General features: G+C 63.5%; 30 protein-coding genes. 25 read left to right on the forward strand and 5 right to left on the reverse strand.

Features of this window, described 5'->3' with window-relative positions; all coding sequences use genetic code 11:
* Nucleotides 1-64 precede the first annotated feature (64 nt).
* The 7 genes from RM190_RS04940 to RM190_RS04970 are packed head-to-tail and all read left to right on the forward strand — an operon-like array spanning nucleotide 65 to nucleotide 6702.
* Nucleotides 65-1399 (forward strand): hypothetical protein, encoded by a 1335-nt coding sequence (locus RM190_RS04940; RefSeq protein WP_311758297.1) that lies wholly within the window; start codon nucleotides 65-67, stop codon nucleotides 1397-1399.
* A complete protein-coding gene (locus RM190_RS04945) occupies nucleotides 1396-1560 on the forward strand; it encodes a hypothetical protein (RefSeq protein ID WP_311758298.1) in 165 nt (54 codons plus the stop codon). Before RM190_RS04940 ends, RM190_RS04945 begins: the two co-directional genes overlap by 4 nt.
* Nucleotides 1560-1943 (forward strand): hypothetical protein, encoded by a 384-nt coding sequence (locus RM190_RS04950; RefSeq protein ID WP_311758299.1) that lies wholly within the window; start codon nucleotides 1560-1562, stop codon nucleotides 1941-1943. The genes RM190_RS04945 and RM190_RS04950 overlap by 1 nt, the downstream gene beginning before the upstream one ends.
* A 1-nt stretch (nucleotide 1944) precedes the next feature.
* On the forward strand, nucleotides 1945-2787 hold the full coding sequence (locus RM190_RS04955; RefSeq protein ID WP_311758300.1) for a hypothetical protein: 843 nt from the start codon (nucleotides 1945-1947) through the stop codon (nucleotides 2785-2787).
* Nucleotide 2788: 1 nt separating this feature from the next.
* Entirely contained in the window at nucleotides 2789-3433 is a 645-nt protein-coding gene (locus tag RM190_RS04960; protein ID WP_311758301.1) for a phage tail tip lysozyme, read from the forward strand.
* Nucleotides 3426-4658 (forward strand): hypothetical protein, encoded by a 1233-nt coding sequence (locus tag RM190_RS04965; protein WP_311758302.1) that lies wholly within the window; start codon nucleotides 3426-3428, stop codon nucleotides 4656-4658. Before RM190_RS04960 ends, RM190_RS04965 begins: the two co-directional genes overlap by 8 nt.
* A complete protein-coding gene (locus RM190_RS04970; protein WP_311758303.1) occupies nucleotides 4618-6702 on the forward strand; it encodes a hypothetical protein in 2085 nt (694 codons plus the stop codon). The genes RM190_RS04965 and RM190_RS04970 overlap by 41 nt, the downstream gene beginning before the upstream one ends.
* A gap of 175 nt (nucleotides 6703-6877) precedes the next feature.
* On the opposite strand, the gene RM190_RS04975 is transcribed toward RM190_RS04970, so the two are convergent.
* Nucleotides 6878-7237: a hypothetical protein gene (locus RM190_RS04975; RefSeq protein ID WP_311758304.1), complete on the reverse strand. Its 360-nt coding sequence runs from the start codon at nucleotides 7235-7237 to the stop codon at nucleotides 6878-6880.
* Between the two features lie 82 nt (nucleotides 7238-7319).
* On the opposite strand from RM190_RS04975, the gene RM190_RS04980 reads away from it, so the two are divergent.
* The 10 genes from RM190_RS04980 (at nucleotide 7320) to RM190_RS05025 (ending at nucleotide 13491) form a co-directional block, all read left to right on the forward strand.
* Complete coding sequence (locus tag RM190_RS04980; protein ID WP_311758305.1) at nucleotides 7320-8336, forward strand: hypothetical protein; 1017 nt, start codon at nucleotides 7320-7322, stop codon at nucleotides 8334-8336.
* Nucleotides 8336-8686 carry a hypothetical protein gene (locus tag RM190_RS04985; RefSeq protein WP_311758306.1) on the forward strand — a complete coding sequence of 117 codons (351 nt, stop codon included), beginning with the start codon at nucleotides 8336-8338 and terminating at the stop codon, nucleotides 8684-8686. Before RM190_RS04980 ends, RM190_RS04985 begins: the two co-directional genes overlap by 1 nt.
* 14 nt (nucleotides 8687-8700) lie before the next feature.
* On the forward strand, nucleotides 8701-10611 hold the full coding sequence (locus RM190_RS04990; RefSeq protein WP_311758307.1) for a hypothetical protein: 1911 nt from the start codon (nucleotides 8701-8703) through the stop codon (nucleotides 10609-10611).
* Complete coding sequence (locus tag RM190_RS04995) at nucleotides 10608-10970, forward strand: hypothetical protein (RefSeq protein WP_311758308.1); 363 nt, start codon at nucleotides 10608-10610, stop codon at nucleotides 10968-10970. The genes RM190_RS04990 and RM190_RS04995 overlap by 4 nt, the downstream gene beginning before the upstream one ends.
* A gap of 23 nt (nucleotides 10971-10993) precedes the next feature.
* On the forward strand, nucleotides 10994-11236 hold the full coding sequence (locus RM190_RS05000) for a hypothetical protein (RefSeq protein WP_311758309.1): 243 nt from the start codon (nucleotides 10994-10996) through the stop codon (nucleotides 11234-11236).
* A 208-nt stretch (nucleotides 11237-11444) separates the two neighbouring features.
* A complete protein-coding gene (locus RM190_RS05005) occupies nucleotides 11445-12224 on the forward strand; it encodes a peptidoglycan-binding protein (protein ID WP_311758310.1) in 780 nt (259 codons plus the stop codon).
* Between the two features lie 87 nt (nucleotides 12225-12311).
* A complete protein-coding gene (locus RM190_RS05010; RefSeq protein WP_311758311.1) occupies nucleotides 12312-12686 on the forward strand; it encodes a hypothetical protein in 375 nt (124 codons plus the stop codon).
* Nucleotides 12686-12928, forward strand: coding sequence for a hypothetical protein (locus RM190_RS05015; RefSeq protein WP_311758312.1), 243 nt, complete (start codon nucleotides 12686-12688; stop codon nucleotides 12926-12928). The genes RM190_RS05010 and RM190_RS05015 overlap by 1 nt, the downstream gene beginning before the upstream one ends.
* A gap of 35 nt (nucleotides 12929-12963) precedes the next feature.
* Nucleotides 12964-13191, forward strand: a complete 228-nt coding sequence (locus RM190_RS05020) for a hypothetical protein (RefSeq protein ID WP_311758313.1) — start codon at nucleotides 12964-12966, stop codon at nucleotides 13189-13191.
* A gap of 69 nt (nucleotides 13192-13260) precedes the next feature.
* Nucleotides 13261-13491 carry a hypothetical protein gene (locus tag RM190_RS05025; RefSeq protein WP_311758314.1) on the forward strand — a complete coding sequence of 77 codons (231 nt, stop codon included), beginning with the start codon at nucleotides 13261-13263 and terminating at the stop codon, nucleotides 13489-13491.
* A gap of 115 nt (nucleotides 13492-13606) precedes the next feature.
* Here RM190_RS05025 and RM190_RS05030 read toward each other — a convergent pair whose 3' ends face one another.
* Nucleotides 13607-14968, reverse strand: coding sequence for an aminotransferase (locus tag RM190_RS05030; RefSeq protein WP_390907961.1), 1362 nt, complete (start codon nucleotides 14966-14968; stop codon nucleotides 13607-13609).
* A gap of 178 nt (nucleotides 14969-15146) precedes the next feature.
* Here RM190_RS05030 and RM190_RS05035 point away from each other — a divergent pair, with 178 nt between their 5' ends.
* On the forward strand, nucleotides 15147-15596 hold the full coding sequence (locus RM190_RS05035; protein WP_311758316.1) for a DUF2380 domain-containing protein: 450 nt from the start codon (nucleotides 15147-15149) through the stop codon (nucleotides 15594-15596).
* Here RM190_RS05035 and RM190_RS05040 read toward each other — a convergent pair.
* Entirely contained in the window at nucleotides 15575-15916 is a 342-nt protein-coding gene (locus RM190_RS05040) for a TfoX/Sxy family protein (protein WP_311758317.1), read from the reverse strand. The genes RM190_RS05035 and RM190_RS05040 overlap by 22 nt on opposite strands.
* A 67-nt stretch (nucleotides 15917-15983) precedes the next feature.
* Here RM190_RS05040 and miaB point away from each other — a divergent pair, with 67 nt between their 5' ends.
* The 4 genes from miaB to RM190_RS05060 all read left to right on the forward strand — a co-directional run bounded on the left by miaB (nucleotide 15984) and on the right by RM190_RS05060 (nucleotide 18873).
* Nucleotides 15984-17333, forward strand: a complete 1350-nt coding sequence (miaB, locus tag RM190_RS05045; protein WP_311758318.1) for a tRNA (N6-isopentenyl adenosine(37)-C2)-methylthiotransferase MiaB — start codon at nucleotides 15984-15986, stop codon at nucleotides 17331-17333.
* 214 nt (nucleotides 17334-17547) lie between these two features.
* Entirely contained in the window at nucleotides 17548-17928 is a 381-nt protein-coding gene (rplU, locus tag RM190_RS05050) for a 50S ribosomal protein L21 (RefSeq protein WP_311758319.1), read from the forward strand.
* Between the two features lie 12 nt (nucleotides 17929-17940).
* Nucleotides 17941-18213, forward strand: coding sequence for a 50S ribosomal protein L27 (rpmA, locus tag RM190_RS05055; RefSeq protein WP_134679265.1), 273 nt, complete (start codon nucleotides 17941-17943; stop codon nucleotides 18211-18213).
* 111 nt (nucleotides 18214-18324) lie between these two features.
* On the forward strand, nucleotides 18325-18873 hold the full coding sequence (locus RM190_RS05060; protein WP_311758320.1) for a GNAT family N-acetyltransferase: 549 nt from the start codon (nucleotides 18325-18327) through the stop codon (nucleotides 18871-18873).
* 57 nt (nucleotides 18874-18930) lie between these two features.
* On the opposite strand, the gene RM190_RS05065 is transcribed toward RM190_RS05060, so the two are convergent.
* Nucleotides 18931-19452 carry a hypothetical protein gene (locus RM190_RS05065; protein ID WP_311758321.1) on the reverse strand — a complete coding sequence of 174 codons (522 nt, stop codon included), beginning with the start codon at nucleotides 19450-19452 and terminating at the stop codon, nucleotides 18931-18933.
* A gap of 142 nt (nucleotides 19453-19594) precedes the next feature.
* On the opposite strand from RM190_RS05065, the gene RM190_RS05070 reads away from it, so the two are divergent.
* Nucleotides 19595-20002 carry a SufE family protein gene (locus RM190_RS05070; RefSeq protein ID WP_311758322.1) on the forward strand — a complete coding sequence of 136 codons (408 nt, stop codon included), beginning with the start codon at nucleotides 19595-19597 and terminating at the stop codon, nucleotides 20000-20002.
* 2 nt (nucleotides 20003-20004) lie between these two features.
* Here the strand turns inward: RM190_RS05070 and mnmA are convergent, their stop codons facing one another.
* A complete protein-coding gene (gene mnmA / locus RM190_RS05075; protein WP_311758323.1) occupies nucleotides 20005-21174 on the reverse strand; it encodes a tRNA 2-thiouridine(34) synthase MnmA in 1170 nt (389 codons plus the stop codon).
* A 167-nt stretch (nucleotides 21175-21341) separates the two neighbouring features.
* On the opposite strand from mnmA, the gene sciP reads away from it, so the two are divergent.
* Together sciP and ctrA are read left to right on the forward strand one after the other, a co-directional pair.
* Nucleotides 21342-21617: a CtrA inhibitor SciP gene (gene sciP, locus RM190_RS05080; protein ID WP_311758324.1), complete on the forward strand. Its 276-nt coding sequence runs from the start codon at nucleotides 21342-21344 to the stop codon at nucleotides 21615-21617.
* A 92-nt stretch (nucleotides 21618-21709) separates the two neighbouring features.
* Entirely contained in the window at nucleotides 21710-22429 is a 720-nt protein-coding gene (gene ctrA, locus RM190_RS05085) for a response regulator transcription factor CtrA (protein ID WP_311758325.1), read from the forward strand.
* Nucleotides 22430-22454: the final 25 nt, after the last annotated feature.

The raw sequence follows: 22454 nt of genomic DNA on the forward strand, positions 1-22454 counted from the left end.
CCGGCACTGACAAGCTAGCATACCACTCACCCGCTCCGGCGGGATTTTTCATGGGGAACGCCGCATGATGATCGAGATCGTCGGCCAATCGGGTCAGGACGCAGACAACGTGACGGCCAACCCCTCGCGGCTGGTGAATGTCTATGCCGAGAAGACGACGGACGGCGAACGCATCCTGAAATCCGTGCTGGGCATGGACCGGCTGACGCAGCTTGACGGCGTGTTCATCCGGGCGATGGGGCAGGTGGACGGCGTGACCTATGCTGTCTGCGGTGGCCGGCTGTGGCGCGTGAACGCTGATGGCTCTGCCGATGATCTGGGCGCGGTCGATACGGGCCGGGCCAGCATCGCAGGGAATGACGGCAAGGTCACGATCCAGGCTGGCACGCGGTATTTCGTCTATGACGGTTCCACGATCACGGAGCCAAACCCGGCTGGCGAGTTCACGGCCTTCGGATCGGTCGAGTTCGTCGGAAATTACACGGTTTTGACCGAAGCTGGCGGGCGGCTGTTCCGCTGGTCCGAGCTTGCCGATCCTGAAACGCTTCCGGCGCTGAATTTCTCGGACGCGGACTCGCATGATGACAAGATCCTGCGGGCCTTTGCGCTGGATGGGCGCTTGCTGCTGTTCAAGGAGCGGTCAACCGAAACGTGGTGGGTGACGGGCGAAGCCGGGGCTGCTGCCTTTGAGCGTGTGGCTGGGGGCGTCAGGGATACCGGCCTCAAGGCGCGCGACCTGATTTGCCGCTTTCCGGGCGGGGCTTTCATGGTCGGTTCGGATAACCGCGCGACCCTGATCGCAGGGGGCAATTATCAGCCCGTCAGCACGCCGCCGGTCGAAACCGCAATCAAGCTCAAGGAGCCGCTGGCGTGCCTGGCCTATGAAGACGAGGGCCACACGCTTCTCTGCATCATCTTCCGCGATACTGCGGCATGGTGCTACGACCTCGCGATGGGCGAATGGCATGAGCGGGCAGAGGGCGTGAACCTCGGGCCGTGGAACGTCGCCAACTCGTGCAAGATGGGCGATGACTGGCTCGTCGGGCGGAATAATGGCGAAATCTCGGTTCTGCGCCGCCAGAACACGGACGGCGAAACGCCTCTGGTTCGTGAGATCACCACCCGAACGCTGCGCATGGACGGCAATCGCACGATCCTGCGCGAGTTCGAGCTATTCCCCCAGCGCGGGCATTCCGCCGGGACCATGGACCTGCACATTTCGCGGGATGGCGGGGCCAACTGGACGCCGCCCAAGCCGCGGAAGATCGGCCAGACCGGTGTGTTCGGGCAGCGGTGCCAGTGGCGCAACCTCGGCCAAGCGCGGCAGGTCACGGCCAAGATTCGCTGGTCTGACATCGCCGACATCGCTTTATCCACGCAAGGCAGGGTCGTCATATGAGAGCGAAACCGCTTCTGGCCGAACAGCCCGTGACCACGGCGGGGCAAAAGCCGTCCTACGAGCTTCTGCAAGTGCTGCAAACCATGTCGGCTCTGATCAACGCACAGCAGGCCACGATTGACAGCCTGACGGCACGGCTGGCGGCGGCTGGCATCCCTTGATGCAGCGCCTTTCGGTCGCGGAAGCGCGGCCCTTCTTCGAACATCCGACGCAGCTTCGGGGGGCCATGCTCGCATGTGCCGACGATCTGCCGGAGGGCGTGGAATACCGCGCCTGCGGGCCGGTCTGTGGGGCTTTCCACCGCGCGCCTTGGCCCGGCGCATGGTTCGCCCATTACGGGGTCAAGCCCGAGGCGTGGGGGCGGCTGATCGAGCCTGCCCGCGCCGTCCTGACCGACTTCGCGCACGAAGCTGACGCAACGCTTTTCATCGGCTGGACCCCGGCAAGCAACCGGGCCGCCATCGCCTTCGCCAAGCGGCTGGGCTTCGCCGTCACCGGCACCTTGGACGGCGGGGCCGTCATCTGCACAGAAATGAGGGTCTGATATGGGCATCGGAGCAGCCATTGGCGGCATCGCCAGCGGGCTTATGGGCAAATCCGCGTCCGACAAGGCGGCGGATGCGCAAACCAAGGCCGCGGAACAGAGCGTTGGGCTACAGCGCGACATCTTCAACCAGACGACGCAGAACTTCGCCCCCTACCTGCAAGCGGGCAATCTGGGCCTGCAAGCCTTCCTCTACGAGATGGGGCTGGGCAACGCTCCGACCGTCGGTGGACGCGCGCCGCAGATCCAGACCATCACCACGCCCGGATCTACCAGCACCACCGGCGCCGATGCCATGCGGTCCATGGTCACGGGCAATCAGGACTCGCGCGACTTCTACCGCGGCAACACCACCACGACGCCGGGTAGCACGTCCTATCGTGTCGGCGGCCAGACCTTCAACACGCTGGAAGAAGCGCAGGCATGGGCGCGGGCCAATCCGACCGGTGGGACGGCCTATCGCGGCTTTCAGGAAACGCCCGGCTACCAGTTCCAGTTTGACCAAGGCACAGATGCTGTGAACGCCCTTGCCGGGGCGCGGGGCGGGTTGCGCAGCGGTCGCACGATGCAGGAACTGAACACCTTCGGGCAGGGCATCGCGAACCAGGAGTATGGGAACTACCTGAACCGGCTTTCCGGATTGACCAACATGGGCACCGGGGCCGCGGCGAACCAAGCCAGCGCGGGCCAGAACTACGCCAGCAATGCCGGAAATGCGCTGATGGCAGGCGGACAGGCACAGGCCAACGGGGCTATCAATGGCGCGAACGCGATAAGCGGCGGGATCAACAACGCACTGGGGGCGTGGCAATACCAGCAGATGCTGGGCAAGCTGGGGGCGTGAGATGGCAAACGCCCTTTCCCCCGATTTTGTCTATAGCAGCTTGATTGATCGAGGGCTGTCACCCGAAATCGCGCAGGGCTTTGTGATGAACGCTCTGGACGAAAGCGGCCTCAACCCCGGCATCAATGAGCAGAACCCGACCGTCGCCGGTTCTCGTGGTGGCTATGGGCTATTCCAGTGGACTGGCCCGCGCCGCCGCTCGCTGGAAGCCTATGCCGCGCAGAAGGGGGTTCCGGTTTCTGACCCCGGCCTGCAACTCGACTTTCTGCTGACGGAATTGAACGGGCCGGAATCGCGGGCATGGTCGCAGATCCAGAAGGCTGGCTCGGCTGGCGAGGCCGGGGCGGCCATCGTCAACAGCTTCTTGCGTCCTGCTGAAAGTCACCGGTCGCGGCGCGAGGCGGAATATCTCGGCGATGCCACATTCGACCCCAACTACCAGCCGGGGCGAAGCTACGCCCCGGCGTCCGAGGGCATGGACTATCAGGGCCAACGCAGCAACGCATTTCAGCAAAACCCGCTCGCACGCATGGCCCTCCTTGAGCAGATGCGCCCGCAATACAGCACGCAGTTGCAGAACGTCAGCGGGCCGACCAATGCCCTTGCCCCGGTCGCGGGCTTCTACGGAGACTGGCTGAATGGTTGAGATCGTCATCCCCGATTTCGTGAACACCCTCGCGCGGGCCAATCAGGCAGCCGCACAGGTGAACGACGTTCGGCAACAGAACGCGCTGGCAGGCTACTACCGCGACAATGCGCAGGGCCTCTTGGCTGGCGACCAGAATGCGCTGGCCGGTCTGGCGCAGTATGATCCGCAGGCGGCGTTCGGAATGCAGCGGCAGATCCAGGATGACCAGCAGCGGGCCGCAGATCGCGCTGAGATGCGTGCTGACCGTCTGGACGAGCGCAACTACCAGCGGGGTCGCGATGCCCGCATGGACGCCCGCCAGAGCCGCGCAGACGACCGTGCGGACGAACGGTGGCGGATGGAGCTTGAGCAATACGCCGCGACCAAATCGCAGGCAGAGCGCGAGGCAGAGGCAGCTGCTATCGAGCAGGCCGTCCAGCAGGGGCTTTCCATTCCCGATGCGGCGACGTGGGACGCATTCATGACGCAGAACGGCCAGCCGGATCTTGTCGGCAAGTTCGACCAGCGCGAGAGCATCGCGCGCGGGTATATGAGCATTGCGGAGCAGTTGAAGGGGATGCAGCCCCAAGAGCCTGCCGACGAATACCAGAGGTATGTGCAAGAGGAGCAGGCTGCGGGCCGTCAACCGCTGGGCAGGATCGAGTATTCGCAGGCCAAGAAGGGGCAGGGGTTCAGCGTTACGACCCCAGATGGAACGACGGTAGCGTATGGCAATCAGCCGGGGGCAAAACCGCTCACGGAGGCGCAGTCGAAGCTGGCGCTATTCCAGAATATGCAAGACGAGACTTCGCCGGTCATCAACAACCTCGAAACGCAATGGAACCCTGCGAACATGAGCGATGCCGCGGCGGCTCGCGTGCCCATCGCTGGCAACTATTGGACATCCCAAGAGGGGCAGCTTTACAAAACCGCCGCGGAAGCTTGGGCGGAAGGTGCGCTTCGCATCCAGACCGGAGCGGCGGCAACCGACCCTGAAATTCAGAGGGTTGTCAGAACCTATTTCGCTGTTCCCGGCGACACTCCGCAAACGGTAGCCTTCAAGCAGCAGATGCGGGACATGTATGCCCGGTCAATTGGAGCGGCCCAAGGCAAGCCAACGGAGCCGGGCCTGACTGTGCCTGAGGCAGCGCCTGCTGCCTCGCCAGCGCAGGGCGCGGTCCCTGACTTCTCGGCCATGAGTGATGAAGATCTTGCAGACTGGATTGCCAAAAATGGCGGATGATCTTCTTAAAGCGGCGTTGCTTGAGCGCGCCAAGCGAGAGATGGCAGCGCGGCAAGCGAAACAGCCAGAAATCGGGGAAGATGGCCTCCCCGAGCCGAACACCGGACTTGGCCGCGCGATGCGCGCCGTGCGCAACCCGATCAACGCCGTCAACCGCGCTTTCAGCAATATCTATACCCTCGGCTCGCTGGACGAGATCGAGGGCGCGGCTGATGCGGCGATGACGGACCAGTCGTTCAGCGAGGCTCGCGCGGCTTCGCGGGCACGCTCTGACCAGCAGACGCAGCAGTATCCCATCATGACCACCGCCGCAGGGCTGGCCGGGGCCGTGACATCTCCTGTTGCGCAGGCCGTCGCCGGCGCTGCACCAGCCGCCGCGACCCTACCCGGCAAGATAGCGGTAGGTGGAGCAACGGGCGCTGGCCTGGGGGCGGCACAAGGTTTCTTGGAAGGTGAGGGGGGCCTTTCCAATCGTCTAGCAAGCGCGGGATGGGGCACTCTTGCCGGTGCTGGGGTGGGCGCGGCTGTTCCGGCTCTCGCATCTGGCGCGGGCGCGGCCTATCGCGGAGTGCGCAACGCGCTGGCGGATCGACGGTTCATCGGTTCAGTGTCGAGTGATCTTGGCATCAGCCGCCGCGGCTCGCGTCTTCTGACCGACACGCTGGGCATGGATGACGCGGCACGGATGCGTTCGGCGCTGCAAAACACAGATGCGATGCTGGCCGATGCAGGGCCGTCGGCGCAAGGGGCGCTTGATACCGTCATCCAGTCGCCGGGCGAGGGCGCGCGCACCGCGCTGCGTCGGATCGATGACCGGGCGGAAGCTGCTGGTGGCAGGCTGCGCGGCACGCTCGATAATGCCATGACTGGCAGCAATGTCGGAGCGCAAGGGGGCCGGCAGTTCAGCGACACTGCGCGCCTGCAAGGCGATGTGCGGAAGGCCACGGCTGGCGCCCGCAAGTCGGTATACGATGCTGCGTATGACCAGCCGATTGACTATGCCAGCGAAGCCGGGATGCGGCTGGAGGGGTTGCTTAAGCGCGTTCCCGCAAAAGCCATCAATGACGCAAACCTGCTGATGAAACTGGACGACAATCCGTCACAGCAGATCATCGCTCGTATCGCGGATGATGGGTCGGTCACACTTGATCGGATGCCAGATGTTCGGCAGTGGGATTACATCAAACGCGCGCTGGATCAGTCTGCATCCACCGGAGAAGGGCAGGGTGCACTGGGCGGCCAGACCCCGCTGGGCAATGCCTACAAGGGTTTGTCTCGCACCATTCGACAGGCTCTGGGCGAAGCGTCCCCGGCCTATGATGACGCCACGCGGGTTGCAGCGAGTGCCATTGACGAGGTGCAAGCGATCAAGACGGGTGCTGATGCTCTGCGCCCGCAAGTCACGCGCGCTGAGTTCGAGGCATCGCTTGATGGTATGTCGGGGGGCGAACTGGCCGCGGTCAAGCGCGGGCTGCGTCAACAGATCGATGACACCTTGGCGAACGTGCGTGCCGTCGCGTCCGATCCGAACATAGACGCCCGGCAGGCGGCTAAGGCGTTGGGTGATCTGTCGTCGGAAGCGGCTCAAGACAAGATGAAAATGCTGCTTGGCGAGGATTGGGGGCCGGTCAAGTCAGCGCTGGACGATGCAGCGCAGGCACTCGGGCTGCGCGCTCGCGTGGCGACGAATAGCCGCACATTCGGGCGTCAACAGTTCGGGCAGATGATCGATGACAGCATCCAGCCGGGACGCATTGCGTCGGGCGAAATCCTTGGGCCGTTAGCAACCCCTCGCGGGATTCTGCAAAACATCACAGGATCGACGCCACAAGCGGTCCAGCGCGCCGGGGCCAGCATTCGCAATGAACTGGCCGATGTGCTGACTCGTCCAAATGCGCTGGCGACGTTGAACGCGCTGGAAGCGGCCCGTTCCGCGAACCCAATCCTTCCGGCCGCTGGGCAGGGCATATCTAACGTGCTGAATGTTCTTGGGCTACGGTCGCTTCCTGCAACTGTTCCCGAAGTGCGAAACCGGCTGCAATAGTGAAGAAAGCGCAAAAGAGAACGATGCCAATCCCGAGGCCGTCGTTCTCTTTTTTCCTCAACCGCCACAACGCATAGATAAAAGCTGCGGTGAGCATATTGCCGCACAGAACGGCCGCGAAAGCTGCTGCAAACATCCCTGCAATATAGCGCAGATCACCGCGTCTGGAAGTGGGTCACTCGCAAGCGAGGCTTGGCTTGCGGAAATCCACGACCGTATAGCTGCCCTTCGAGTTGCGTTGACCAATCAGCGTGTAGGTGCACTGCCAAGATTGCGTCCCGCCGCCATAAGTTGTGGCGGTTCCCGTCACCCAATTGCCATAGGCGTTGGCGCTGTAATTCGTCGTCTGAGGCGTCGTCACGCTCTGGCTCATGTTCCACATGAACGCCCGCTTTCCGTCTGGGAGGTCCATCACACCGGCTGGCGGCCCATAATCCATAGCCGCCTCGGTGACATCCTTGCCGACATAGGACTGCATAATGCTGGATGCGCAGCCAGCCAAGATCAACAGCGCTCCTAAAGCAATCGCCTTCATCCTGGTTCCTCCCCCGGAATCAACACCTTCCGCCATATCACGACCAGCCCGCTTTCGAGCGGGTTTTTTCATGAGGGGCCACATGGCAACCATCCTGCAATTCGACGCCGTGCGAGCGGTGGACATCAATTCGTTCGCCGTGCCGGGCGCGCTTGTCACGTTCTACAATTCCGGGACAACGGCGGTGCGCACGGTCTATGCGGACCCCGATTGCACCATCCCGCATCCCAGCCCGCTTGAGGCTGACGGAGCAGGGGTGTTCCCCCCGGTCTATGACGTGGGCGGCGGCGATGTGAAAGTGGCCGTCACCACCCCTGCCGGCGTCATGCTGGCGGGCTATCCGATGGACCCAATCGCGGTGGTAAGCACCACGGCGGCAGGGGCCTCGGGGATCGCGTTCAACCCCACTGAGGAAATCCCCGAAACGAACGTGCAGGACGCCATCGAGCGGGTGCAGGCAAACCTTGTCGAGCCGCTGGCCGAGTTCGGCCTTGGGGTGACGGGGAACGCCACGCTGCTTGGCAACCTGGATGCCACTGGAACAGCCTCCGGCTTCTACCGCTTCGACGGCACCACGCTTGGCGCATTCCCCGCTGGGGTCACGGCAGCGAATGGCGGGATCGTCATGCTGTATCGAAGAACATCGACCAGTGCGCTGATGTTCTTGCAGCAATCCAACTCCAGCCGGGTCTATGTCCGGCGACTGGCGACAACGTGGCAGCCGTGGTCGTGGCTCGTCAGCAGCGCAGATACGGTCGCCAATTCGGTCTGGGAAACCGGCTCATCCACGACGCCAGCGGCAGCAACCCCAGCCGGGGTGATGGCGGCGGTCGACGCAAAGGCTATCGGCGTCGGGCAGACGTGGCAGGTGCCATCGCCGCGCGTGCCGGGCAACACCTACCGCAACACCACCGGGCGCCCGATCATGGTTTCCGCGCAGTGGGGCGGTGGGGATGAAAACCAGTTCCAGATTTCCACCAACGCCTCTACCTGGCTGACCATTTCCCGCAGCGACAGCACGACGCAGGTCATCATCCCCCACAACCACTATTACCGGCTGACCGCAGGAACGATCATTTTCTGGGCGGAGCTGCGCTGATGCGTCCGGTCGATACGCTCCCCCCGCTCAATCTCTGGACCCACGACGACACCCAGCAATCGTGGCGCTATCTGGAGGCCCAGACACCGGTCGATTTCACCCAGACGCTGAATGGCGTGGGCTATGCCGGTGAGATCCTGCTGCTGGTCTGCGGCCAGACAAAATACCGCTATGCCCTGACGCTGGACGCCGACGGCTACATCAGCGTCACCATCCCGGCCGCGGACAGCAAGGTGCTGAAAACCTGCCGCCGGATCGATGCCAGCTTCCAGATCACCATCACCGCGCCCGTGCCAGAGCTTTCGCTGATCTGGTCCGGCCCTGTCGTCGTCACCGAGGTAGCGCAATGACCTACATCAATCGAATGATCGTCGTTGAAGCCGACAGCCGCTACCTGACCCAGCAGGTTGTGGCGATGCTCGATGAATTTGACGAGGCGATGGAATCCATCGGGACCATCGAGCAGGCCCGAGACGAGGCAGTTCAGGCCGCAGAGGACGCCGCGTCAGTCACCGAGGGCGTCCGCATCCCGCCCTATCAGCCCTTCGCTGCACGCTCGCTGGCCGAGGCCGCAGAGGTGCCGGGCGACATGGCCTATATCAACGTGGCGGGGCAGTTCTTCCGCAAAGACCCGAGCGGAACCGCACTGACCACGACCGACGGTGCGACGTGGACCCCGGCTGGCGTGCTGACGCCGTTCCATTTCGGGGCAGTGCCCAACGACATGGACAACGACCAATCCGCTGCCTTCAACGCCATGTCGGACTGGCTGCGGACGCAATACGACACAGGGGCCGGGTGCTTCCGATATCACATCGACCCGTGCGGGGCGACGTGGCGCGTCGATAGCTGGAACATGACCAACATTCGGCAGCCGGCAATCACCATCGGCAGCGGGAACCTGGTCAGCTTCGGCACCGGTCGGACGGTTCTGGACGCCGCCGGATCGAACCACGTCAGGATCACTGGCGAATTGTCCATTGAGGCCCCGGACCGGTCCCGCGCGCCGCGCGTCGGCATGTGCATCGGTCGGGCAGCGTTCGGCGGATCTCCGACCCCGATTGCCCCGGATTGGGCCGGGAACGTGCGGATCGACGGCTATTTCTCGAAGGCGGCTTTCGTGAATATCGCCTCGGAGGTGAGCCGGATGCGGCTGCACCTGACCAACCGCGCGCGCTCCCTGACCGCCGTTTGCCTGGCTCACATCGGGCACATGGGCACGATGGACGAGCTTCTGGGCGGCCTGACCTCGGAATATGTCACCCTGCCGACCGCGGCGGATGGCGCGATGTCGAACATCCTGCACGACTACGGGCAGTTGATCTGCAAGCGCGCCGCGGACTTCGCCATTCCGCTGTTGGGGATCAGTCGGGCCAACCCGGCAGTTGCGACGTTCAACCCCGCAGACCTGACCGCCGCGGGGATTTCTCCCGGTGACGCCGTGTTCTTCCACGACCACACCGGCATGCCCGAGATCAAGTATCGCCGCCTGATCGCGCTCGCGGTGAACAATGGCGCCGGGTCCGTGACCTTGGGTGAAACGGGCGGCGGAAACGTCAACTCCACCGGATATACCGCTTATGGCAGCGGCGGGCGCATGTGGTGCAGCACCGGCCCGGCGGCGATCTTCGGCAACCTTCGCAGCCTTCGGATGAGCGCCGGCTATATGCTGACCTACGGCGCGCCATCGGTGCTGGTGGACTGCTCTCGTGGGACCAGCAGCGACCTGTCGTTTGACTTCCAGCAGGAAGCCCATCCCGAGACGGCCATCCAGTTCAATATCGGCGCGACCGCGGCGATCATTCAGGGGTGCCGGATCAACCTGCCGTCCGCGAACCAGGAGGCCGTTTCGTCCTTCGTCCGGACCAGCACCGGCGGGACGCTGCGGATCGACAACTTCGACCTGACGGTTCACGGCTACACCGGGACGCCATCATCGGGGATCTTCGGAGGCATCGGCGTCACGACGCTGAACAATGCCCGTATCCGCGTGCCCTACACGGCGAGCGTGCCTTGGACTGGCTGGGCGTCGTTCAGCGGCACCATTGAGGTAGCCGAGGTTGGCATCTCGCGGACCATCCGCGGCAACGTGGCCATGGCCAGCGCCACCGCCGCGCAGATGCAGGCCATCGCCAGCCAGATCAACACGGTCGGCAAGTTCCAAGGCCTGCCATGCCTCGACACGACCAACAACCGCGTCCTCTACGCCTCTGGGTCTGCCACGAACTCAACGTGGCGCGATGGCGCCGGCACCGTGGTCTACACCCCGTCATGATCCGCCGCCTTCTCACCCCCGAAGCGCAGAAAGACCCATATGCGTGGTGCGCGGTCTACTCGGCCCATTGTTGGCTGGCCTGCGGGCCTTTCGGGGCGCTTGCCATCGGCTGGGATGTGTGGACCGCGGCATGGGTCACACCGGTGCTTTACCTGACGCTGTGGGAGGGCTTGCAGCTATTCCTCGTGCGCCGGATTCGGCTCGTCCTGATCTGGGACGCGCTGGCCGACACTTCCGCCATAGCTCTTGGCTGTCACGCCGCCGCCTGCATGCGGCACGGCATGTATTACGTCGCCTTTGCATGCTGGTGCGCATCCATGGCCGTGATGCTGGCTGGCTGGCTGACCCGCGATAGATAAACGTCCCCGGATCAGGATTTAGCATGGAAGCCATTAAGGAATACGGGGCGCTCGTCTGGGCGCTCATTGCAACCGGCGTGGGTGCGATCTTTTGGTTCGCGCGTCTTGAAGCCCGCGTCAATCAGACAATCGAGGATATCGACCGGCTGGAAAAGCAGATCGACAGCGACCGGGCGGATGCGAGGGCATCGCGTGCCGAGACGAACGATATACTGCGAGAGGTGCAGCGGGACATCAAGCTGCTGATCGGACGGAACCACCAATGACCCATTGGCAGGCCTCCTGTCTGGCGAACCGGCTACTGCTTGGCGACCCGACCCGGCCGCTATGCTCGCGCGTGTTCGTCCAACCCAACAGCGCATGGCGCACGCTCTATCTGCGCGCCACCGATTGGCTCTTTGACGAGCCGCACCATTGCCTCCGCGTCCACCTTCACTGGCTGACGCTGAGATACCTCTAACCCCCGAGGACAGCATGACCGTCAACCTGACGCTGGGCCACACCCAGCGAATAATCGCGGCTGCGCAAAAGGCGGGCCTGACCACGCAGCAGACAGCATATGTGCTGGCCACGGCTTATCACGAGACTGCGCACACGATGCGCCCTGTGACCGAGAACCTGAACTACTCGGCCAGCGGCCTGCGCGCCACCTTCCCGAAATACTTCACAGTGGCGGAGGCGGATCGATATGCCCGCAAGCCCGAGGCCATCGCCAACCGCGCCTATGCCAATCGCATGGGCAACGGCAACGAGGCGTCCGGTGATGGGTGGCGGTATCGGGGCAGGGGGTTCGTGCAGATCACGGGCCGGGATAACTACCGGACCTATGGCATCGAAGGCTCGCCAGAGGCCGCGCTGGATCCTGACACCTCCGCCAACATCATTGTGGACGGCATGAAGACCGGCCGCTTCACCGGCAAGAAGCTGACCGACTACATCAACGCCAGCAAGACCGACTACGTGAACGCCCGCCGGATCGTGAACGGCACGGACAAGGCCAGCGAGATCGCGGCCATCGCGCGCGAGTATGAGGCGGCGCTTTCCCCATCCCGCCCCCTGCTCAAGATCGGCGACAAGGGCGACGACGTGCGCGACCTGCAAATGCTGCTGGCGGCGCGCGGGCTGTATCGCTGGACCGTGGACGGCGACTTCGGCCAGCGCACCGACGCGACGGTTCGGTATTTCCAAGCCATCGAAGGCCTGACCATCGACGGCAAGGCCGGGGCGCAGGTGTGGACCGCCCTCGGCGTCTAAGCCCCGCCCTACGCCCATTCACGCCGTCTGAGGCGGATCTGGCGCGGGCGCGGGCAATCATCAACCAACGGCAAAAGGAAACGGAACATGAGCATTCTCCTGCAAGCACTGACGCCGGTCATCCTTGAGGTGACGGCAACCGTGGCGACCGTGGCGATCACCGCTGCCTCGGGGTATGCCATGCGCAAATGGGGCATCGAGATTCAGGAAAAGCACCGGAACGCCCTTCATTCCGCGCTGATGTCCGGGATCGAAGCGGCGCTTGGTCGCGGCTTCACTGGCGATGCAGCGGTGGCCGATGCTATCGAGCACGCCCGGCGATCCGTCCCCGACGCGCTGAAGAACCTCAAACCCGCTGCTGACGTGCTGACCAACCTTGCCAAGGCGAAGCTGGAGCAGGCGACGAAAGTCCCGGCTGGCGATGCGCTGGCCGAGGCTCTTAAGCAGGCGGGGGCCAAGTAATGCTCCCCATCATCCTCGCAGCCGCGACCTGTGTCGCCACGCCGGACGCCTATGAGCAGCTATCCGAAAAGCTCCACAGAGACCGCGCGCTGGTGGGTCTGTCGCAGTCCGGCGCGATCCTGGAGATATGGACCGGCCCGGAAGGCTCGTGGACCGCGCTGCTGACCCGGCCTGACGGGCTGTCGTGCGTTGTGGACGCGGGGCAGGGCGCTACGGTCGTCGTGCCGGGGGAGCCAGTCTAGCCGGAACCGCCATGCCCGGTGCGAGTTGACCGCACATGAAGCCGCCGCGCCATCCAACGCCCTATCCTGACCGCCTCCTTGATTGCGAGGAAGCGATGGAAGCCCATCTCATGGCGCTGCTGGACAAGGCCGAAGGAACAGGGTGGTCCCGCGCCGAGGCGATAGCCTCGCTGATCTCGCTCTGCGAAAACATCCAGCTTGGCGACGAGGCGAACGCTGAACTGCGCCGGTTCATCTCCACGAGGTTTGGCGGTCCGGTTTAACACGTCTGGCTGGTCATGTTACCGGATCGCGGTCTTGCGAACATGTTCACGTTGTGTTCTTGCTGAGCCATGCGAATCCACGAGCCACATTTTCCCGACGACTTCGCCCTGTTCATCATCTGGGCGGTGCCCCCTGACGCGAAGCAATATCCCGTTGCGGCTGGCGGGTTCAAAGCAATGCAGGCCGCGTGGGAGGTGATCCAGGGTGACTATCGCTGGGACGAGTTGAGCTTCCAGCATGGCGCGCGGGTGTTGAAGACGCGGGAGCCGCTGGAGCGCTTGCCGGGGCAAATCAGGTGATACACTTTCACCGCTAACCTATTGATTTGCGGTGATGGGTGTGGCCGATTGATACAGCCACACCGCCTTGATTTGATGCAAAATTCGCACTCCTGGTAGGGACCGCCCGCACGCGTCAGGCGACTTCGGCGAAAACCGTGTCGAGCGCCTTTTCCAGTTTTTCGAACATTTCGTCCATCTGGCCCTCGGTCAGGATGAAGGGCGGGCAAAGCACCACCGACTGACCCAAGGGACGGCAGATCAGGCCAAGATCGGTGCAGGTATTCGCAATCCGTTCGCTGACCGAAAGCGAGCTGTCGAAGGGGGTCTTGGTCGGCTTGTCCTTGACCGCCTCAAGCGCCCACATGAAGCCGATGCCGCGATACTCGCCGATGTTCGGTTTCTGCGCCAGGCGCTGCAACCCTGCCTCGAACCGGGGGGCAAGGCGGCGCACATTGTCGGCCAGCCCCTCGTTCATGACCACGTCGATCGCTTTCAGCGCGATGGCGCATCCGACCGGATGCCCCGAGGCGGTGAAGCCGTGGGGAAATTCCTCGATCGCCTCGATGGCGTTCTGCACGCGCTCGGACAGGGGGCCGGACAGGATCACCGCACCCATCGGGAAAAAGCCCGCGGTCAGGTTCTTCGACGAGATGATCGCGTCGGGGACATAGTCATAGGTCTCGCAACCCCAGGTGTTCCCGGTCCGACCGAAACCGCAGATCACCTCGTCCGAGATCATCGGGATGTCGTGCTTTTTCAGGATCGGCATGATTGCCTGGAAATACCCCTTTGCCGGAGGGATGACGCCCCCGGCGCCCATCACCGGCTCGGCGAAAAAGCCGGCGATGGTGTCGGCGCCCTCGCGCTGGATCGTTTCGTCCAGTTCCTTCGCAAGCCGCTGGACGAACTGTTCCTCGGTCTCGCCCGTCTCGCCAAATCGCCAGTAATGCGGACAGGTCAGGTGGATGAAGCCCGGCAGCGGCAAGCCGAAGACCGAGTTGTAGGGCTTGCCGGTCATGCTGGCGGAAACCGCCGTCACCCCGTGATAGCCGTTCCAGCGCGTCAGGATCTTGCGGCGCTGGGGCTTGCCTTCGGCGGCATGCAGGAACCACAGGATCTTGACCATGGTGTCATTCGCTTCGGACCCGGAATTGGTATAGAAGACCCGCCCGGTGTCAAAGGGCGATACCTCGATCAGCTTTTCGGACAGCATCACGGTCTGGTCGGACATGCGGCCGAAGAAGGAATGATAGCCGGGAAAGCGGTCATATTGGGCCTTCGCGGCCTCAATAAGGCCCCTGTGATCAAAGCCCGCAACCATGTTCCAAAGCCCGGAATTCGCGTCAAGGTAACGCCGCCCGTTGGTGTCGATGATATAGGGGCCCTCGCCATGCGTCACGACCACCGTGCCGCGCTGGTGGACCGAGGGCATGTCGGTAAAGCCGTAAAGCGAATACTCCTTGGCGCGGGCTTCCCAGCTTTGCGGTTGGTTCATGGCGTCAGCCTCCGTCCTCATGGTTGGGGTCAGGCTATCCGGGCATTCAAGCGCATTCAATGGGCAGGCAAGTGGACGCCACGCAGGGTCACGCACGGATGTTGCGACGTTTTTCCGGCTTGCCCGGGCATGGCGGGGCAGGCACACTTTCGGCGATTGCAACGCGGGCTGTGGTGCCATGCGCAAGCTGTTCATGCTTCTTTTGATGCTTCTGCCGGTGGTCGCGCGGGCAGAGCCGCTTGTGATCCTTCCGATCAAGTTGCTCGACACCTCGAACGAGGCCAAGGATCAGGTGCAGGACCACCAGAGGCGACTGGACCTGATGGCCTCGGTCTTGGCCGAGGAATTGCCGGGCACCGTCCTTGGCAGGGAGGAGGTTCAGGCCGCCTGCGTGCGCGAGACGACGGATTGCCTGATCGATCTTCTGAAGTCGCGGGGGGCGGAGCGCGGTGTTTTCATCGTGGTGCAGAAATCCAGCACGTTGATCCTGCAGATCTTTGCGAACGAGGTCGATGTCGGGCAGGGGCGCCTTGTCACGCACCGGGAACTGAATTTCCGCGGCGACAATGATGAGGCGTGGCGGCGGGCGGGTCGTTTTCTGGCACGTCAGCTGCGAGAGGCGGGTTGAGGTGCGATCAGGCCGATTTCGCGCAACGCGGCCTCGATCCCGGTGGATTCCGCGCCACGCACCTGCGCGACCAGCTTGTCGAATTCGCGCCGCAGCACGTCCTTTTCCTCGCCCCGACAATCGTTCCACGGGCGACCCTGCAAGCCCATATGCAGGACGTAATATCCGATGAAATGCGGGCGCTCGCCCCCGGCCAGCAGTGCGCGATAAGCTTCATGAGCGCCCATCCCGCGCAGCGTGGCGGCGTCTGGAACGCCCGCTGCGATCAGGGCGCGGGCGGTGGCGGGGCCGATATTCGGGATGTCGGTCAGGTCGGACATTCTTCCCCAGACTTTCCAAGGCGCGTGCTTTCCTGTATCAGCGCGCGAACTCCAAGGACAGCACGGCATGACCGACCAAGCCAGCACAACCGGCCAGATTGAGAAATCGGCGGCCAAGAAGCTCTTCATCAAGACCTATGGCTGCCAGATGAACGTCTATGACAGCCAGCGCATGGCTGAGGCCATGGGCGCCGAAGGCTATGTCCTGACCGAGGACCAGTCTGAAGCCGACATGGTGCTGCTGAACACCTGCCATATCCGCGAGAAGGCGGCCGAGAAGCTGTATTCCGATCTGGGTCGCCTGAAGCCGCTGAAGGCCGAGCGTCCCGACCTGAAGATCGGCGTCGCCGGCTGTGTCGCGCAGGCCGAGGGCGAAGAGATCCAGCGTCGGATGCCGATCGTCGATCTGGTGGTCGGTCCGCAGGCCTATCACCGCCTGCCCGCCATGGCCCGCGCGGGCAGGGGCGTCGATACCGAGTTCCCGGCCGAGGACAAGTTCGAGCATCTGCCGAAGCCCGCCGCCACCCGCCGCGCCCCCGCCGCCTTCCTGACCGTGCAGGAGGGCTGCGACAAGTTCTGTGCCTTCTGTGTCGTGCCCTATACCCGCGGGGCCGAGGTCAGCCGCCCCGTGGACCGCATCCTGCGCGAGGCGCGTGACCTGGTATCGCGCGGCGTGCGTGAAATCACCCTGCTTGGCCAGAACGTCAACGGCTGGCACGGCGCTGGCCCCGAAGGCGGGGAATGGGGCTTTGGCCGCCTGATCCGCGCCGTCGCCGAAATCGACGGGCTGGACCGCATCCGCTATACCACCAGCCATCCGAACGACATGGCCGACGACCTGATCGAGGCGCATGGGGCCGAGGCGAAGCTGATGCCCTATCTGCACCTGCCGGTGCAATCCGGCTCGAACCGCATCCTGAAGGCGATGAACCGCAAGCATACGGTCGATCAGTATCTTCGTCTGATTGACCGTATCCGCGACGCGCGGCCCGACATCATGCTGACCAGCGATTTCATCGTGGGCTTCCCCGGCGAAACCGACCAGGACCATGCCGACACGCTGGACCTGGTCCGCCGCGTGAATTTCGGCACCGCCTTCAGCTTCAAGTATTCGCCACGTCCGGGCACGCCCGCCTATGACCGCCCCGAGGTCGACAGCGCCATCGCCGACGCCCGCCTGCAGGAGCTTCAGTCCCTGCTGTCCAGTCAGCAGAAGGCTGCGCAGGAGGGCATGGTCGGACGCGAGCTTAGCGTGCTGTTCGAAAAGCCGGGACGCCTTGCGGGCCAGATGGTCGGCAAGTCGGATTATCTGCACGCGGTCTTCGTCGAGGCGCCGGGCGCCAGCGTCGGCGATCTTGTGCGGGTGCGAATCACCCACAGCGCAGCGAATTCTCTGGGCGGAGAACTGATCGCCTGAAGCTGGGCTTTCGGGGCGTGAATGCCTGCATTCATGTTGACTTTCACCCTCGAATCCGCCATATACCCGCGACCGGCCGGGTGTCTGCCCGTTGCCGGTGCGTTATTTTAATCTCACCCGATATGCGGGTGCGCTGTCCGAAGGCGGGTCCGGGACCCGACGAACACCTGCCACGCAGGGGCCGAAGGACGCGATGGAAGCAAGGAAAGACGGAATGTTCGCAGTTCTCAAGACGGGCGGCAAGCAGTACCGGGTTCAGGCCGGTGATGTGCTGCGCGTTGAAAAACTGAACGCCGAAGCTGGCGACAAGATACAGTTCAACGAAGTGCTGATGATCGGCTCGACCGTCGGTGCGCCGCTGGTTGCCGGTGCCGCCGTTCAGGCGGAAGTCATCGACAACATCAAAGCTGACAAGGTCATCACCTATGTCAAGCGCCGCCGGAAGCACTCGTCGCAGCGCACCCGTGGCCACCGTCAGCAACTGACCCTGGTTCGCGTCACCGAGCTGCTGGAAAAAGGCGCGGACAAGTCCGACGTCAAAGCTGCTGTCGGTGCGCGTCTTGCACGCCGCCACGACGCCGAAACCGCCAACTGAGGAGACTGACCCATGGCACATAAAAAAGCAGGCGGTTCGTCCCGCAACGGTCGCGATTCGGCTGGTCGCCGTCTTGGCGTGAAACTGTTCGGTGGTCAGGCCGCCGTCGCAGGCAACATCATCGTGCGTCAGCGCGGCACCACCTGGTGGGCCGGTGCGAACGTCGGCATGGGCCGCGACCACACCCTGTTCGCGCTGACCGACGGCAAGGTGACCTTCCGCAAGGGTCTCAAGGGCCGCACCTACATTTCCGTGCTGCCGGCCAATCTCGAGGCTGCCGAATAAGCCGATTTTAACACCTAGGTGCTTAAAAAGGGGGATCGGCGCAAGCCGGTCCCCTTCGGTTTTCCAGAGATCGCGCCCATATATTCCGTGAGGACGAGGGAGGAGACTTTGATGAACGACCAGTTCGCGCCGGACCTGCACAGGCAGCCCGAGATCGCGACCGAACGATTTGTCCTGCGGCCGCTGCGGCGTTCCGATGCGGGGCTGATCGCGCATTACACCCAGGACCGTCGGGTAGCCGAAGGCACGCGCTCAATCCCCCATCCGCTTCCGCCGGGTGCGACCGAGGCCTATGTCACGCGTGCCATCTCGGCCGAGCGGGATGAGGATGTCTGGGCCATCGACGGCTCTGCCAACAAGCTGGCCGAGCTTCTGGGCGTGGTCTCGCTGACGCGCATCGAACCGGACCAGTCCGAACTGGGCTTCTGGATCGGCGCGGGTTTCTGGAATACCGGTTTTGCGACCGAGGCGGTCGCGGCTCTTGTCGCCGCCAATCCGCATGGCTCGCGCACTCTGTTCGCCGAGGCGTTTCAGGACAATCCCGGTTCGGCCCGTGTCCTGACGAATTGCGGCTTTGAATATCTGGGTGATGCTGAAAGCTGGTCCGTCGCGCGGGACGCCCGTGTGCCCACCTGGACCTATCTGCGCAAGATGACCTGAGACCATTCTCGGTCAGAAAACGAAAGGGCGCCCGGTGGCGCCCTTTTCCATGCCCGCTTACTTCCGCAGGGTCACGGTATTGTTCGCGCCGGTAATCACGACCTCTTGCAGGCCGACCAGCGCTTCGTTCGAAATGGTTAGTGCCGCCGTCACAGTGTCGCTTGCCGGGTTAGGGGTGCTGCGACCGGCGACGCTGTCCGGGGCGGGCGGGTTCCCGACAAGGCGCAGGCGGAGGGTGCCGGTGTCATCGGCGCGGGTGCGGCCGCGCGGCATCGGCACTTCGGTCACAAGCTCGACGTTCCACCAGCCTTTTGTCGCGGGAACGGCGGTGACGACCAACAGGCGGCCTTCGTAAAGCGGCTCCCAACGCGCGCCGGTGATCTGCGCGATCCCCACCCGTCCGTCAGAGACGCCGGTCGGATAGCCACCTTCGGGCTCAAGCGAGGTCGGTTGATTCGAGGAGCCGCCGCCGAACCAGCCGAAAGGGTTCCAGCCGCTGCCGCCGCTGTCGCCGAAACGCCCACATCCCGCCAGCACCAGCATCGCACAGCCGATATGGCCCAATGTCCTGATCCGCATGTCCGATCGCCCCTCGTCCTGTCCCGGTTTCCGCGAAGTGATAGGGCAAAGTGCCGGTGCGCGAAAGCCTCTTTGACCTTGGGAGCGGGTCGCGCTATGCCAGAGCCGCCCCCGAACCTGCCCGACTGCGAAAGGACGCCTGATGGCCACGCCTGCCTTTGAAGAAATCGCCGAGACCTTCGACTTTCTCGAGGATTGGGAAGAGCGTTATCGGCATGTCATCGAACTGGGCAAGGCGATGCCCGCCATGGACCCGGCGCTGCAGGTCCCGGCGACGAAGGTAGACGGCTGCGCCAGTCAGGTCTGGATCATGCCACTGATCGAAGGCGGGCGCTTCGATTTCCAGGGCGACAGTGATGCGCTGATCGTGCGGGGGCTGGTCGCGATCCTGCATGCGCTGTATTCGGGCGTGCCCCTGGCCGAGGTCGGCGCAGTGGATGCGCCCGCCGAACTGGGTCGGCTGGGACTGCAGGAGCATCTTTCGGCCCAACGCTCGAACGGATTGCGCGCGATGGTCGAACGCATCCGTCTGCTGGCCGCGACCGCCTGAGATCAGCCGCCGCGGCGGTGCGAGATCCAGCCGCCGCCCAGGACGCGAGTGCCCTCATTCGCATAAAAGACACAGGCCTGTCCGGGGCTTACGCCTTCTTCAGGGTCCAGCAGTTCGATCTCGGCGCGGTTCTTGCCGGTCGGGCGCAGAATGGCGGGCCGGGGTGGGCGGGTCGAACGGATGCGCGCAGTGATCGCGATCTCGCCCTCGAAAGGCTCGTCGCCCAGCCAGTTCACTTCTGTCACCGGAACGATTTTCGTCGCCAGTGCCTGCTTCGGGCCGACGACGACGCGCCGCGTAGCTGGTTCAAGCCGCACGACATAAAGCGGATCGCCCAGCCCGCCGATGCCAAGGCCGCGGCGCTGGCCGATGGTATAGTGGATGACGCCGCGATGCTCGCCCAGGACGTTGCCGTCCATGTCGACGATCTCGCCAGGATCGGCCGATCCGGGGCGCAGCTTTTCAATCACGCTGGCATAGTTACCGTTCGGCACGAAGCAGATGTCCTGGCTGTCCGGCTTGTCGGCAACAGAAAGCCCGTATTCCGCGGCCAGCGCCCTGGTTTCGGCCTTGCTTTTCAGGCTGCCCAGGGGAAAGCGCAGGAAATCAAGCTGTTCACCAGTGGTCGAGAACAGGAAATAGCTTTGGTCGCGCGCGGGATCCGCCGCCATGTGCAACTCGGCCCCGTTGGCCCCGTCAAAGCGGCGGATATAATGCCCGGTCGCCATGCAATCGGCATCCAGTTCCCGTGCCGTTTGCAGCAGGTCGCGGAACTTCACCCGCTCGTTGCAGCGGATGCAGGGCACCGGGGTCGCGCCAGCCAGATAGGCGTCGGCGAATTCCTCGATCACGGATTCGCGGAACTTGTTTTCGTAGTCCAGGACGTAATGCGGGAACCCGATACGCTCGGCCACGCGGCGGGCATCATGGATGTCCTGTCCGGCGCAGCAGGCGCCTTTCTTGGCCAGCGCCGCGCCGTGGTCGTAAAGCTGCAGCGTCACGCCGATGACGTCATAACCCTCGGCGGCAAGCATGGCGGCCACGACTGAACTGTCGACGCCGCCCGACATGGCCACGACCACGCGCGTTTCCGCCGGAGGCTTCGCGAAACCCAGCGAGTTCAATGGAGTATCTGGCGCGTCGGCGCGAAGGGCTTGGCTGCGGCTTGTCATGGATCGTCCTTTGGCGGCGCTTCGGGGAAGCATGGGCGCCGGTTTGGGCATATTTAGGGAAAATCCCCGGAATTCTCAAGGCCGGGTCCGGCCAGAAGGTCACTGCGCTTCACCGTCACTTAAGGAATTTCTGCCAGAAGCTTGGTGATCTGGACGGGATTTTGTAGATGTTCGTGAAGAAAGCACATGGCCGACGGACTGCCGTGCTGCCCGATGGCAGTATCCTGACCCTTGCCGATCTTCCCCCCGCGAATATCCGTTGGGTCGCCAGCCGCAAGGCCGTCGTCGTGGCTGCGGTCAAATACGGATTGCTGACCCGCGACGCGGCGTTGAAACGCTATGACCTGACCGGAGAAGAGTTCGACGCCTGGTGCCTTGCCGTCGACCGCCACGGCAGCGAGGCATTGAAGATCACGCGGCTGCAAAAATTTAAGCAACTATAGGTTGCATTGGTTTTGCTATATTCACCGCTAACGTGATATTAACGCTTTCGTGAAATGCAGGCGATCACCTCGGATCGACGAAAGGCAACGACATGCGAATTCTTCTGGTGGAAGATGATCAGACCATCGCCCGCAGTATCGAACTGATGCTGACGCAGGCGAATTACAACGTCTATCGCACCGATATGGGCGAAGAGGGCATCGACCTGGCGCGGTTGTATGACTACGATCTGATCCTTCTGGACCTTGATCTGCCGGACATGAACGGGATGGAGGTCCTGCGCCAGATCCGCATGTCCCGCATCGACACGCCGATCCTGATCCTGACCGGATCGGACGATACCGAGATCAAGCTGCGCGGCTTTGGCTTCGGGGCGGATGATTACATGACGAAGCCTTTTATCCGCGATGAGCTGGTCGCCCGCATCCAGGCCATCATCCGCCGCTCCAAGGGGCATAGCCAGTCGGTGATCCGCACCGGAGAGATGGTCGTGAACCTGGACGCGCGCTCGGTCGAGGTGGGCGGGCGTCCGGTCAACCTGACCGGCAAGGAATACCAGATCCTCGAATTGCTCAGCCTGCGCAAGGGTACGACCCTGACCAAGGAGATGTTCCTGAATCACCTTTACGGCGGGCTGGATGAGCCGGAATTGAAGATTATCGACGTTTTCGTCTGCAAGCTGCGCAAGAAGCTGGCGGCGGCGATGAATGGCGCAAACCATATCGAGACGGTCTGGGGGCGCGGCTATGTCCTGCGCGATCCCGTGGCCGAGGGGCAGGGTTCGGACCGCGCCGCGCTGCGGATGGCCTGACCGATCGGCTGCCCGCGCTGGACAA

It is taken from the genome of Paracoccus broussonetiae (assembly GCF_031854425.1).
Taxonomy (GTDB): Bacteria; Pseudomonadota; Alphaproteobacteria; order Rhodobacterales; family Rhodobacteraceae; genus Paracoccus; species Paracoccus broussonetiae.